The organism is Pseudomonas entomophila (assembly GCF_013523125.1).
GTDB lineage: Bacteria > Pseudomonadota > Gammaproteobacteria > Pseudomonadales > Pseudomonadaceae > Aquipseudomonas > Aquipseudomonas entomophila_B.
Window position 1 is genome coordinate 35815 of sequence record NZ_JAAMQJ010000010.1, and the last position, 14240, is coordinate 50054.

The 14240-nt window shown below is 62.5% G+C and carries 7 protein-coding genes; 5 read left to right on the top strand and 2 right to left on the bottom strand.

Annotation, left to right across the window (positions count from 1 at the left end; all coding sequences use genetic code 11):
• Positions 1 to 3 precede the first annotated feature (3 nt).
• Positions 4 to 1611 (bottom strand): carboxyl transferase domain-containing protein, encoded by a 1608-nt coding sequence (locus G7007_RS07910; RefSeq protein WP_181100518.1) that lies wholly within the window; start codon positions 1609 to 1611, stop codon positions 4 to 6.
• Positions 1612 to 1629: 18 nt separating this feature from the next.
• Entirely contained in the window at positions 1630 to 2793 is a 1164-nt protein-coding gene (locus G7007_RS07915) for an isovaleryl-CoA dehydrogenase (protein ID WP_181100520.1), read from the bottom strand.
• Positions 2794 to 3122: 329 nt separating this feature from the next.
• Here G7007_RS07915 and G7007_RS07920 point away from each other — a divergent pair, with 329 nt between their 5' ends.
• From G7007_RS07920 to G7007_RS07940, 5 genes are all read left to right on the top strand, one after another.
• The gene (locus tag G7007_RS07920; RefSeq protein ID WP_181100521.1) at positions 3123 to 4802 is read left to right on the top strand and encodes an AMP-binding protein; all 1680 of its coding nucleotides are present in this window, start codon (positions 3123 to 3125) and stop codon (positions 4800 to 4802) included.
• Between the two features lie 336 nt (positions 4803 to 5138).
• Positions 5139 to 7145: a peptidase domain-containing ABC transporter gene (locus G7007_RS07925; RefSeq protein WP_181100522.1), complete on the top strand. Its 2007-nt coding sequence runs from the start codon at positions 5139 to 5141 to the stop codon at positions 7143 to 7145.
• Between the two features lie 77 nt (positions 7146 to 7222).
• Positions 7223 to 7933 (top strand): hypothetical protein, encoded by a 711-nt coding sequence (locus G7007_RS07930; protein WP_181100524.1) that lies wholly within the window; start codon positions 7223 to 7225, stop codon positions 7931 to 7933.
• 56 nt (positions 7934 to 7989) lie between these two features.
• Entirely contained in the window at positions 7990 to 8715 is a 726-nt protein-coding gene (locus G7007_RS07935) for a hypothetical protein (protein ID WP_181100525.1), read from the top strand.
• 5 nt (positions 8716 to 8720) lie between these two features.
• Positions 8721 to 14180, top strand: a complete 5460-nt coding sequence (locus tag G7007_RS07940) for a S8 family serine peptidase (RefSeq protein ID WP_258198514.1) — start codon at positions 8721 to 8723, stop codon at positions 14178 to 14180.
• Positions 14181 to 14240 lie beyond the last annotated feature (60 nt).

Below are 14240 nucleotides of genomic sequence, written 5' to 3' on the forward strand. Positions count from 1 at the left end.
GGGTCACATCCGGAAGATGCCGAAGCGGCTGGCTTCGATCGGGGCGTTGAGGGCGGCCGACAGGGCCAGGCCAAGCACGTCGCGGGTCTGCGCCGGGTCGATGACGCCGTCGTCCCAGAGGCGCGCGCTGGAGTACCAGGCGTGGGCCTGGCGCGCGTACTGGTCGACGATCGGCTGGCGGATGCGCGCTTCGTCGTCGGCATCCAGCGGCTGGCCCTGACGCGCCTGTTGCTCGCGCTTGACCTGCACCAGCACCCCGGCGGCCTGCTCGGCGCCCATGACGCCGATGCGCGCGTTCGGCCACATCCACAGGAAGCGAGGATCATAGGCGCGACCGCACATGCCGTAGTTGCCGGCGCCGAAGCTACCACCGATGATCACCGTGAACTTCGGCACCTGTGCGCAGGACACGGCGGCGACCAGCTTGGCGCCATGCTTGGCGATGCCGCCGTGCTCGTACTTCTGGCCGACCATGAAGCCGGTGATGTTCTGCAGGAACACCAGCGGGATCCCGCGCTGGCAGGCCAGTTCGATGAAGTGCGCGCCTTTCTGCGCCGCCTCGGCGAACAGCACACCGTTGTTGGCCAGGATCGCCACCGGATAGCCGTGCAGATGAGCGAAGCCGCACACCAGGGTGGTGCCGAACAGCGCCTTGAACTCATCGAACACCGAGCCATCGACCAGCCGTGCGATCACGTCGCGCACCTCGAACGGTTGCTTGGCCTCCGCGGGCACGATGCCATACAGCTCCTCGGCGGGATACAGCGGCGCGACCGGCGCCTGGCGCTGCACCTGGCCGAGTTTGCGCCAGTTGAGGTTGGCCACGCTGCGCCGGGCCAGCGCCAGGGCATGGGCGTCGTCTTCGGCATAGTGATCGGCCACGCCGCTGATCCGGCAGTGCACGTCGGCACCGCCCAGGTCTTCGGCGCTCACCACCTCGCCGGTGGCGGCCTTCACCAGGGGCGGCCCGGCCAGGAAAATGGTCGCCTGCTGGCGCACCATGATCGCTTCGTCGGCCATGGCCGGCACGTAGGCGCCGCCGGCGGTGCACGAGCCCATCACCACGGCGATCTGGGGAATGCCCAGCGCGCTCATGGTGGCCTGGTTGAAGAAGATCCGCCCGAAATGTTCGCGGTCGGGGAACACCTCGTCCTGACGCGGCAGGTTGGCACCGCCGGAGTCCACCAGATAGAGGCACGGTAGCCGATTCTGCTGGGCGATGGCCTGCGCACGCAGGTGCTTCTTCACCGTCAAGGGGTAGTAGGTGCCGCCTTTGACCGTAGCGTCGTTGGCCACGATCATGCATTCCACGCCTTCGATACGGCCGATGCCGGCGATCACGCCCGCAGCGGGCACGTCGTCGTCGTACACCTCGTAGGCAGCCAACTGGCCAATCTCGAGAAACGGCGAGCCGGGGTCCAGCAGGCGGTCGATGCGCTCGCGCGGCAGCAACTTGCCGCGGGCGGTGTGTCGTTCCTGGGCCTTGGGCCCGCCGCCCTGTGCCACCTGGGCGAGCAGGCCCTGCAAGGCCTGGAGCTGTTCGAGCATGGCCGCGCGGTTGCCGGCGAATTCGGCCGAGCGCGGATCGATCTGGGTGTGCAAGGTCGCCATGTGCGCTGCTCCTTGTGCTCAGCGGGTTTCGTTGAACAGTTCACGGCCGATCAGCATCCGGCGGATTTCGCTGGTGCCTGCGCCGATCTCGTACAGCTTGGCGTCGCGCAGCAGGCGGCCCGCCGGAAATTCGTTGATGTAGCCGTTGCCGCCGAGGATCTGGATCGCCTCCAGGGCCATCTGCGTAGCGCGCTCGGCGGTGTACAGGATCACCCCGGCGGCGTCCTTGCGGGTGGTCTCGCCGCGGTCGCAGGCCTGGGCGACGGCGTACAGGTAGGCGCGGCTGGCATTGAGCTGGGTATACAGGTCGGCAATCTTGGCCTGGATCAGCTGGAATTCGCCGATGCTCTGGCCGAACTGCTTGCGGTCGTGGATGTAAGGTACCACCAGGTCCAGGCAGCTCTGCATGATGCCGGTAGGCCCGCCGGCCAGCACCACGCGTTCGTAGTCCAGGCCGCTCATCAGCACGCGCACGCCGCCGTCGAGCTGGCCGAGGATATTCTCTTCCGGCACTTCCACGCCGTCGAAGAACAGCTCGCAGGTGTTGGAGCCGCGCATGCCCAGCTTGTCGAATTTGTTGCCGCGGCTGAAGCCCTTCCAGTCACGTTCGACGATGAACGCCGTGATGCCGTGGGCGCCCTTGTCCAGGTCGGTCTTGGCGTAGATCACGTAGGTGTGAGCGTCGGGGCCATTGGTGATCCAGGTCTTGCTGCCGTTGAGCACGTAGCGGTCGCCGCGCTTTTCGGCGCGCAGCTTCATCGACACCACGTCGGAGCCTGCATTGGGCTCGCTCATGGCCAGGGCGCCGATGTGCTCGCCGCTGAGCAAACCAGGCAAGTATTTCTGTTTTTGCGCGGGTGTGCCGTTGCGGTTGATCTGATTGACGCAGAGGTTGGAGTGGGCGCCGTAGGACAGCGCCACCGAGGCCGAGCCACGGCTGATTTCCTCCATGGCGATCACGTGGGCCAGGTAACCCAGGCCTGCGCCGCCATGCGCCTCGGACACGGTGATGCCGAGCAGGCCCATGTCGCCGAACTTGCGCCACAGGTCGACAGGGAACAGGTTGTCGCGATCGATCTGCGCGGCACGCGGCGCCACTTCGGCGGCAACGAAGGTGCGCACCTGATCGCGCAGCATGTCGAGGGTTTCGCCCAGGGCGAAATTCAGAGAAGGGTAATGCATGCGAGGGCACCTTGTTGTTCTTGGATGGGAGGACGACACCCTGGCTCACGTACCTGACGCTCAATGCCCTGTGGGAGCGGGCTTGCCCGCGAAAGCGTCAGCAGGCCCATCACCCTGGCCTGGACGATCGTCATCGCGGGCAAGCCCGCTCCCACACGGTCCGTATTCCATGCCAGGGCGTGAAGTGTCGCTCATTGCCTTTACGTAAACGTAAGCCTGCAAGCGGGTGCTGTCAATCGATCCATGTCCTTTACGTAAACGTCATTGTGGTCCAGAGTTACCGTCGCTGGCTTCAACCGTGCCCAGAACAACCACAACAAGGGACGCCCATGAATCAACCCAGCCACACCCGCGGTCACCAGGACGTGCCGCTGCTGACCACGACCATCGGTCAGGCCTTCGATGCCACCGTCGCCCGGCATGCCGATGACGAAGCGCTGGTCGTACGCCACCAAGGCCTGCGCTACACCTGGCGACAGCTGGCCGAGCAGGTCGACCTGCAGGCCCGTGCCCTGATGGCACTGGGGGTCGATCTAGGAGACCGGGTCGGCATCTGGTCGCCCAACTGCGCCGAGTGGTGCATCCTGCAGATCGCCAGCGCCAAGGTCGGTGCGATCCTGGTCACCGTCAACCCGGCCTACCGGGTTGCCGAACTGGAGTACGTGCTGCGCCAGTCCGGGTGCCGCTGGCTGGTGTGCGCAGGCACCTTCAAGACGTCGGATTACCACGCCATGGTGCAGGCGCTGGTGCCACACATGGCCCGTATGACGTCGGGCGAGTGGGCCAGCGAACGGCTGCCCGACCTGCGCGGGGCGATCAGTCTGGTGGACGAGCCGCCAAGCGGCTTCCTGCCCTGGCGGGCCCTGGCCGAGCAGGCAGCGCAGACCTCGGTCGAAGCCTATGAGGCGCGTCAACGGCAGCTTCGGTGCGAACAGCCGGTGAACATCCAGTACACCTCCGGCACCACCGGTGCGCCCAAGGGCGCCACCCTGAGTCACCACAACATCCTCAACAACGGACGCATGGTCGGCCGCAGCCTGGGCCTGACCGCACGTGACCGCCTGATGATCCCCGTGCCGCTGTACCACTGCTTCGGCATGGTCATGGCCAACCTCGCCTGCCTCACCCATGGCAGCACGATGATCTATCCCAACGACGCCTTCGATGCCGAGCTGACCTTGCGCACCGTGGCCGAGGAGCGTGCCAGCGTGCTCTATGGCGTGCCCACCATGTTCATCGCACTGCTCGACCACCCCGTGCGGACGCAGCTGGACCTGTCGAGCCTGCGCAGCGGCATCATGGCCGGCGCCACCTGCCCGATCGAGGTCATGCGCCGGGTCATCGACCAATTGCACATGGCCGAGGTGCAGATCGCCTACGGCATGACCGAGACCAGCCCGGTCTCGTTGCAGACCGGCCCGAACGATGCGCTGGCGCTGCGCGTGGCTACCGTCGGGCGCACGCAGCCGCACCTGGAGACCAAGCTGGTGGATGCCGGCGGCGTGACCGTCGCTCGGGGCGAGATCGGCGAGCTGTGTACCCGTGGCTACAGCGTGATGCTCGGCTATTGGCGTGACCCCGAGGCCACCCGTCAGGCTATCGATGCGGCAGGCTGGATGCACACTGGGGACCTGGCCGTGATGGACGAGGCGGGGTACGTGCGTATCGTCGGACGCAACAAGGACATGATCATTCGCGGTGGCGAGAACATCTATCCGCGCGAGCTGGAAGAATTCTTCCACACGCACCCGGCGGTGGCCGAGGCGCAGGTGGTCGGTATCCCGTGCAGCCGGTACGGGGAGGCACTCGTCGCCTGGATCAGGCTGCGACCTGGCCAGGCCGTCACGGCCACGCAATTGCAGGCTTGGTGCAGGGCGCATGTCGCACACTTCAAGGTGCCCCAGCACATTCGCTTCGTGGAGGCGTTTCCGATGACGGTCACGGGAAAAGTGCAGAAGTTTCGGATGCGGGAGATCAGTGCTGCGGAATATGGAGTTGTGAAAGGGTAAGCGAACGGCTGTTGCAGAACGTCGGGATGACGTTGGAACTGGAGGTCCTGTAGGCACAGGGCCATCAAACAGTCATTTCTCGGCGGCGCTGGTGCGCCTGCGATGCATGTGACAAGCAGCCTCGTTTGTTCATGGCTAGCCCTCAGGGCGTCTGACTTCAGCCTAGCGCGTTTAGCGCGTTAGTCGGTTCTTTTTCTCTTTTGGACTTACCTTTCTTCTTACGGCCTTTATGGAATTGCCTACGAAACGTCCTGCGAAATCTTCAGACACGAGCTGACATCGCCCCTTCTCGTTCCTGGTTAGTCTTGCTTTGACTTTGTTGAGCAGGGCCGAATCATGGACAGGTGCACCTCCAGCCTTCGGGCATGCCTACAGGCGATTGGTCATTTTCACCGCTGCTTTGTAACCATTGCTGACAGTGCTGACCTGCGATGGGATACCGTCCTCGACGAAGCCAAGCAGTACAGCCTGACAGGTCATTACCAACCCTGCACGCCTGCGCAGTTGGCGCGTCAACCTCTGCCTGCCATCGCTTCAGGTGCAAACGGGTCAGCTTTCATCGTGGCCGCCGTGCGACAGGACACGGTACTCGTACATGACCCGCTCAGCGGCCAATCGGAAACCCTCTCCTTGCAGAATCTGGCGCAGCGGTGGACCGGGCAACTGCTGGTCTTGCAGCCTGCGCGTGCGGCCCTCGGCAACCTGGCCCGGTTCGATTTCAGCTGGTTCATCCCCGCGCTCGTGGAGCACCGCAGGTGGTTGTGGCAGGTGCTGGTCGCCGCGTTTGCCTTGCAGCTCTTTGCGCTGATGTCGCCGCTGTTCTTCCAGGCAGTCATGGACAAGGTCCTGTTGCACCGCAACCTGCACACGCTGGACGTGCTGGTCATCGCCTGCCTGACCGTCGCGCTGCTCGAAAGCGCGCTCAACGCCATCCGCACCTACACCCTCGAGCACACGGCAGCGCGTATCGACGCCAAGCTGGGTAGTCAGCTGTACCGTCACCTCCTGGCTCTGCCGCTGTCTTACTTTCAGGCGCGGCAGTGCGGGCATCTGGTCGCCCGTCTGGGGGAAGTCGAGACGCTGCGGCAGTTTCTCAGCGCACATACCCTCAGCGCACTGATCGACACGCTGTTCTTCGCGGTCTTCGCCGCTGCCCTGTTCCTGTTGAGTCCGGTGCTGGCCTGGGTCGTGCTGGGTTCGCTTCCCCTGTACCTGGCGCTGGCGCTGGGGCTCACGCCTCATCTACGCCGACGGCTGGAGGCGCAAGCGGTTCACGGTGCCGCCCAGCACGCCTTCCTGCTGGAAACCCTGCGTGGCATGGACACGGTGAAAACGCTGGCTGCCGAGCCGCAGTTCAAGCGGCGCTGGGCCATGCTGCAGGCCAGCACGGTATTCGCCGGGCTTCGGGCCGGCAACACGTCCGTCTTGATGCAGGAGGCCGTTGGCCTGATCGGCAAGCTGACGACCGCCACCGTGCTGGGCCTGGGGGCGTGGCTGGTGATCCAGTCCGGCCTGACCCTGGGACAACTGGTCGCCTTCAATCTGCTCGCCACGCGCATCGCCCAACCCGTGCAGCGGCTCGCGCACCTGTGGGTGCATCTGCAGCAAGCCGGAATCGCCATGCATCGGTTGGCCGATGTGCTCGATGCGCCTCGGGAAGACACCGATCCCGCCTGCCAGCCGATGCCCGACATCCTCGGGCGAATCGAGTTTCGCAACGTCAGTTTTCGTTATGCGCCCGGTCAGCCTCTCGTTCTGGACCGATTCAACCTCGTCATCCAGCCAGGTGAGGTGGTGGGCATCCGCGGGCCCTCGGGGTGCGGCAAGAGCACCCTGGCGCTTCTGCTGCAAAAGCTCCACGTCCCAGAGCAGGGCCAGGTACTGATCGATGGCATCGACCTGGCGACCGTGCAACCGCTTTCCCTGAGGCAGCAGGTGGGTGTCGTCACGCAGGACGCGGTACTGCTCCACGGCACGGTGCGAGAGAACATCGCCCTCACCGATCCCGGTGCCCCGTTCGACGACATCGTGGCAGCCGCACGCCTGGCGGGTGCCCACGACTTCATCCTCAAGCTGCCCCAAGGGTACGACACCGTGCTGTGCGAGGGCGGGAGCTCGTTGTCCGGCGGCCAGCGCCAACGGGTTGCCCTGGCCCGCACGCTGTTCGCCAATCCCAAGGTGCTGATCATGGATGAGGCCACCAGCGCATTGGACGCCGAGGCGGAGCGGCACATTCTCGAACACATGCCCGAGATCTGCCGGGGAAGAACCGTGCTGATCATCGCTCATCGCGCGCAAGCCTTGAAAAAAGCCGGGCGAATCGTCGAGTTCACCGAGCGGTGAGTGCGCTGTGCGGACGCTCATGGAATGCAGCGTCTCGTCCTTGAGCATCAAGATTGACTTTCAGGAGTGGCAATTCAATGAAAAAGAAATGGGCTGTTGTGTTTCTCGTGGTGGTGTGTGGTGTGTCGGGTCTGATCTATGAGCACCACGATCAAGGGTCGCCATCGGCGCCCCTGGAGACAGCGTCGACGATGACCGCCGACGAGCCGGTCGAGGGCCAAAGCCTACTGTGCGTGATGATGAACACCCTGCTGTTTTCGTCTCCCAGGCCGCTGTTCGAATCTGAGAATGAAGCGATCACTACGACGTGGGAGGTGCTATCGGCCCGCAAGCGCGCCCTCGTTGCAGCGTTTCGCAATGACGTGGCTCGAGCGTGCGTCCCTGACTTTCGCCTGATCGGGTTCTATTCACGCGGTAAAACGTGCGAGGTCACCGGCATGTTGCCCGTTCTGAGGCCGATCACGAACACTGGGCCTCCGCAAAACCCTAGTTATTTATTGCCTATCTCGAAAGAGAAGATCCTTCACGACCAGGCGCTGGCGCTTGACTATATCGATGTGCGTGAGGGCCAAGAGCGCTTGTATATGAACATGGCGTTGCCTGCCGGTTATGTCGTGGGGGCCTGCCGACAGGACATGGCTTCTCCGCAGTGCATTTTTGATATGTACAGCCGGCAGGGGAATAAATTCATGCAAGTAAATTTTGCAGCGCGCGACCTGGCGAACTGGAAGCGTCATTTTGAGGCCGTGGAGCGACAGGTAACGTGCGTTGACATTAAAGAAAATTAAACGTCATCAGCCCTGCTGGTAACTGACGGTCACTTACGTCTGCGGAGGCATGCGTCATGGGTAAGTGTACGCTGACGAGAGTTATTGTAATCGGGTTGTTTTTAAGTTGGGTGGGCTTGCAATTCACTCCAGTAGCAGTCAGGTCGATCGAAGCGTTACGTGGGAATGACGCAAGCGCCCAGCCAGAGGAGCAATACACATGCGGGGTGTTCGGTGAGTGGATATACCGCTTTCCTTATTCAGTGTTTGGGGGGCTTGCTCAATATGTCGGCGATGATCCGTGGGGAGAGGGATTGTCCAGTCGTGACCACACATGCACGGATAGGCTTGTGAGCAGATTGTTTCGCTGGTGTTGGCCTGAGTTCAAGTTGGCCGAATATCACACGGCTAACGCTGAAAAGTGTTTTGGTGTCGGTATGATGTTGGCGCCTGGGAAAGAAGAATATCTAGAAAACATTTTGGTGATCAAGAATTATTATCGGTTCGGAACTGGAAAAGAGGATGATTACGAAAAGCTCTTGGGTCTGAATTATTTTTATTCAAAGCCGATCGATTTGGAGCGGGTATTTTGGGTGCGAGATGTTGGTGGATTCTCTCTCGTAGTAGGGGTGTGCAATATTGAAAGTAGAGTGCCATATTGCACGTTCTATGCTTATAGCAAAATGTTGGGAAGCCGGATAGAAATTAGATTTCCGATGAGATACTTGGATTACTGGAAAAGTTTTCTGCTCTCGAATGAGGAGAGCTTGAAAGTTTATAAATATAAAAAGGTTGAGGGGTGAGAAGTATGAGTATCACAAGGCAAGACTTTGAGGCGGCTAAAGCATTGCTTGATGCTCAAGGGCCGGCAGATTTTTATAAGTTCCTTGAGTCCAAGGGGTCTCGATATGCGACTTTAGCGAAAGGCGTTGTCAGTTATGAGGGCGTGGCGGGCAGGGCTGCAGTAACCTTTATGATGGAGCGCTATGCTGAGCGGCATGCAGAAGAAATGCCGCCTGTAATCCTCGAACGAGTGAAGCGATCAATGGCAAAGGCCACGCTTGATCTTTTTGAGAAAAGCATTGGTCAGGATCAATTTGAAATTGATGCAGATCAGGCTATTAACTTTCATAACCAAGTATTCTTAGGAGCGGGGCTTGATATAAGCTACTGGACGCTTGATACTGCTTTTAAAGTAACACCCATTGCTGAACGGGAAACTCTCTGGCGTAGTGCTCTTCAGCTCGCTGGTGATTTTACTGGAGAAATGCTGCTGTCTGGCTACATACTCAGCAAATTGGCCGCCCACGGTCCATCCAGCCCAGATGCTGACGTCTCTGGCTGGATTCGCCGAGTCACCAGTCCCCGCATGATCCAAGCACTGTCTGGTCCCATTCTGGACCAAGCGACCACATTGGCCCAAGACTCGGTCCAAGAACTGCTCAATACCGCCACGTACGTCGTTCCCGATCCAGAACTGGCCCTTTTCATCAAAAACAACCCACTCCCCAAAAACCGCACCCAAGGAGAAACCGAGGCCGCAGACTCGGTGCGCAACGGCTATGCCGTCTCCGAAGCCACTCACCAGATCCGCTTCGAGCGCGGCGCCCTCGACAAGACCGATTTCATGTCCACGCAAATCGCCAGTCTGGCCACAGGCGGCGTTCGCCCTGGAGAAATCCAACTGGACCCCAACGCCAAACCCAACGAATACCTGCAACAGGCCTACATCGACAAAGGCACTGCCTGCACACCGTCCGAGCGCCTTCAGAACAGCCTGCTCTTCAACAACCTGGGCGCCAACACCACCCACAACGTCTACGTGGATCCGCTGCTGCTCGATTTGACCGGGCAGGGTGTGACGATGACGTCCATCGTGGACGGCACGGTCTTCGACATCGACAACAGCGGCACCGTGAAACGCACGGGCTGGGTCGGTGTGGGCACGGGCCTGCTGGCGTTGGACGACGGCAGTGGCGCCATTCGGCATGGCGGGCAGTTGATCTCCGAGTATTTTGGCGGCAAGACAGGGGAGGCGGGCCAGCCTGGCGAGGCGAGGTTCCCGGATGCGTTCGCCGCGCTCGCGTCTCTCGACAGCGATGCCGACGGGCGCATCACCGCGTCCGATGCGCAGTGGCCGCAATTGCGTGTGTGGACCGACGATAATCGCAACGGCAGCAGCGAAGCCGACGAACTCAAGACGCTCGATGCCTGGTCGATCTCGGAGATTGCGCTCGCGGCCACGCCCCAGAACACCACCCATGCCAGCGGCAATACCCTGCGTGCTACCGGCACGTTCGTCATCGATGGTCAGCAGCGCGAAGCCCAGGCCGTCAATTTCTTGAGCGATGCCGTCAGTCACCGCGTGCAGGCCGACGCTCAAGGGCAGCGTATCGAAAGCCGCGCGGGCGAGGTCACCCGGACCAGTTACACGATCCACGATGACAAGGGCGTCACTTTGGACGCCCAGGCCCTGGGCGTGCAGACCGTGCAAGGTGGGTGGGGCGACGACACGCTCAAAGCGGCCCCGGAGGGAAGCTGGCTGGTCGGCGGAGGCGGCCGCAATCGCTACGAGGGCGGTGTCGGGGATGATGTCTTCCTGATCAGCACCAGCGACGATACGTCCCAGATCAGCGGCGGCGGTGGGCGTGACGCTGTCATCGTCGTGGGCGGCCGGGGCCTGTCGCTCAACCTGGCCAAGGCGGGCGTGTTGATGGCGCAAGGCGGGCGTGGGCACGATGTGTTCATCGCCGGGGCCAATCACGGCGTGTTCATGAAGGGCGGCGCGGCGGGCAGCACCCTCATCGGTGGGGGCGGCGAGGATGTGCTGGTCGGCGGGCAGGGCCGCAACATCATCGTCGGTGGCACGGGCAAGTCGGTCATTTATGCCGGGCCCGGCAATGACCTCATCTTCGCCTCGGCCCAGGGCAGCATCATCTACGCCGGGGCCGGGCAAGCGCTGATCAAGGGCCGTGACGGTGACGACGTCATCGAGGCAGGCAAGGGCGATGCCGTGATCGATGGTGGAGGTGGCGTCAACCTGGTGAGCCTGCATGGCGCGCATGGCGACTACGTCATCACGCCGACCGACACGGGCTACCGCCTGCAGGACACCGTTGCCGGACGCGATGGCACCCTGACCCTCACGCGTATCCAGAAACTCAATTTCGCCGACATTTCCGCGGTCAACCTGGGCGGCCCCCATGCCATGCCGGTGACCGACAGCGTGCGTACCGACGCCAGCGGCGCAGTACTGACCCGACGAGACGGTGCGCGGGTGATCGCGGCGACAACCTTGCTGGGTAACGATCAACCGATGGGGAGCCAAGGCCCCCTGCGCCTCAGTGACGTCAGTGAAGCGATGGGCGGTACGGCCGTGCTCGATGAGCACGGCAACGTGGTCTTCACGCCAGACCCGCATGGCCAAGGCGCCATGGGGTTCAAATACGCGTTGCTCGATGCCGCGGGCAACCCGGCCATGAACGTGGTGAGCCTGAAGACCGGCGAAGCGGCGCCGATGCGGGGTGAGGTGCACCTGCTGACCGACGAGGTACCCAGCGATCCGCTGGCCGCTCGACAGTGGTACCTGGCGGACGTGGGCGTGTATCCGGTCTGGCAGCAGTACAGCGGCAAAGGGGTTCGGGTAGGCATCTTCGAGCCCGGCGGGGCGTTTTCGGTCGGGCCGGAAACCTTCGATATCCAGCACCCGGACCTGGCGCCGAACGTCGACTCGGGCTGGCTGGCCTCTCAGCGCAAGGAGGGGCTGTTGCCATCGCAGTTCTCGAACCACGCCACCCAGGTGGCCGGTGTGATCGCAGCGGCACGGGACGAGCTGGGCGCGGTCGGTGTCGCGCCTGAGGCCTCGTTGGCTGGGCATTACCTGGCCAACCAAGGCAACGACCTGCAGGGGCTGTCCAACACAGGCCACTACGATGTGGCCAACAACAGCTGGGGGTTCACCCACGATTTTGCACTGACGAACCTGACGGGTGGTCGTGTCACCACGGAAACCGCGCTGCTGCTCAACATCCAGTACGCTGCTCGCAATGGCCGCGGTGGTCTGGGTACCGTCATGGTTAATGCAGGTGGAAACGCACGGGCTGCCGGGGGAAGTGCGCAAGGTTCGCTGACCAGCAATCACCGCTACGGTATCCAGGTCGGAGCGATCAATGCCAAGGGCGACCTTTCCACGCTTCAGATCGAGGCGGCGCCGTTTTCCAATCCGGGCACCAGCTTGCTGGTATCGGCTCCAGGCAGCAACGTATTGGCCACCAGCCGCAAGCTGGACACTGCGCGTGGGGCCGTGTTCGGCAGCGATTATTCGGCGACCCAAGGCACCAGCTTCGCGACGCCCATCGTCTCTGGCGTGGCGGCCTTGATGCTCGAAGCCAATCCGTCGCTGGGCTATCGCGACGTGCAGCACATCCTGGCGCTATCGGCAGCCTATGTAGCGGATGCCGCTACCACATGGACATACAACACTGCGCGTCACTGGAATGGCGGCGGCTTGCGCAAAAGTGATGACTATGGGTTCGGCAAAGTGGATGCACGCGCCGCGGTGCGGCTGGCAGAAAGCTGGACCGCCACCCGTACCCTGGTCAACGAAACCGAGGTCGGCGCTGCGGCCACGTCGGTGGAGTTGGTCATCGCCGCAGGCCAGACTGCGCGAGCTGAACATACGCTGCCGGCAGGCGTGCGGATCGAGCATGTCGAAGTCGATGTGAATACCGAAGTCGGTCAATTGGGCGATCTGCAACTGCGCCTGATCTCACCGACCGGTACGCAAAGCCTGCTGCTCGACCGGGCTGGCAAAAAACGTTTCGGCGAAGGTGCAGGCGAGACCGATCGAGGCAGTGAGCGCAGCGGGGCCTTCAGCTACAGCTTCATGTCGACCCACCACTGGGGTGAGTACAGTCAGGGCTCGTGGACACTGGAGGCCAGCAGTGCCGAGGGCGGCAAGCCCATCACGCTGCACAGCTGGGGATTGCGCGTCTATGGCGAGGCGGCCTCGGCCGACGACCAGTATGTATACACCGATGCCTTCGCGAGCATCGCTCAAGAGCCGACACGTGCGGTGTTGGACGATGCCGTCAACGGCAGTGCGGGAGGCTTCAACACCCTCAATGCGGCGGCCATTTCCACCGATGTCAGGATCGATCTTCAAAGCGGTAGCGCTACGCTGGCAGGCCAGCCCTTGTCCATCGTTTCGCCTGGGGCATTCGGCCATCTGGTCAGCGGCGATGGCAATGATCACCTGATCGCGTCGGGGCAAGGCACCGTGCTCGAAGGAGGGCGAGGTGCGAATACGCTGACCGGCAGTGTAGGCCGAGATCTCTACGTGGTGCGTCAGCGTGCCGGTGGCCAGGACACCGTCCAGGGCTTCGAGGCAGCCAAGGGCGAGGTGATTGCCGTGACGGGCATGGGTATCGGCAGCTTCGCCGAGCTGACCCTGGCACAGGAAGGCACCACGACGCGCATTCAGTTGCCTGGCAACCAACGCATCGACCTGCTCGATACGCAGGCAGGCATGCTGTCGGCGGAACATTTTCGTTTCGACCGTCGCTTTACCCTGCCCGAAGGCTACTTCGACGGGGCTGCCACGACACCGCCGCAACCGACCGATTCACGGCCTGGCGAGGTCATCCTCAAAGGCGGTGCGAAAGGCGTGAGCATGGAGTTCGGTGCCGACGGGCGTACTCAGGCCCGCCTCAACGGGGTGGTCTATGAGCGCAACGGTGAAGGCCCAGCCATTTTCGTAGCGGCCAGACAGGAAGGGCAAACCGACCTGCACAATGCCATCCGCGGTTTCAATCCGACCATGGACAAACTCGATCTCGCACCCTTGGGCGTGACGCAATGGTCGCAGCTCAAGGTCGAAAAACAAGAGCGGATTGTCATCAATGGTCTGGCCTTGGCCAATGGCACTCGAATCACGACCGTGCCCAACGCAGAAGGAACCATCATTGATCTGATGTACATCGATGGCCTGGACCCGAACCTGCTTGGCCCGGAGCATTTCCTGTACGCACCGGCAGGGCGTGGGCTTTATCTACCTGATCCTCAGCCGGCAGCGGCGCAGCCCTTGCTCGGTGCACACACCCTGGCAGTGCCTGAGTTGGCCGAGATGGGTGCGACAACGTCCTCATCCGCGGTCGCGTCGCTGACGCATGCCATGGCGGGTTTCGCGCCGGATGGCGCAGGCAGCCTGTTGGCGCCGTATGTCCCTCGACACACGGGGCATGAGCCGCTGCTGGCGCACGCGGCCTGACACCTCTTCTACCCTTCAGCGCCGTCCCCACGAGGGCGGCGCGCTTCTCGGTCGTTTTCG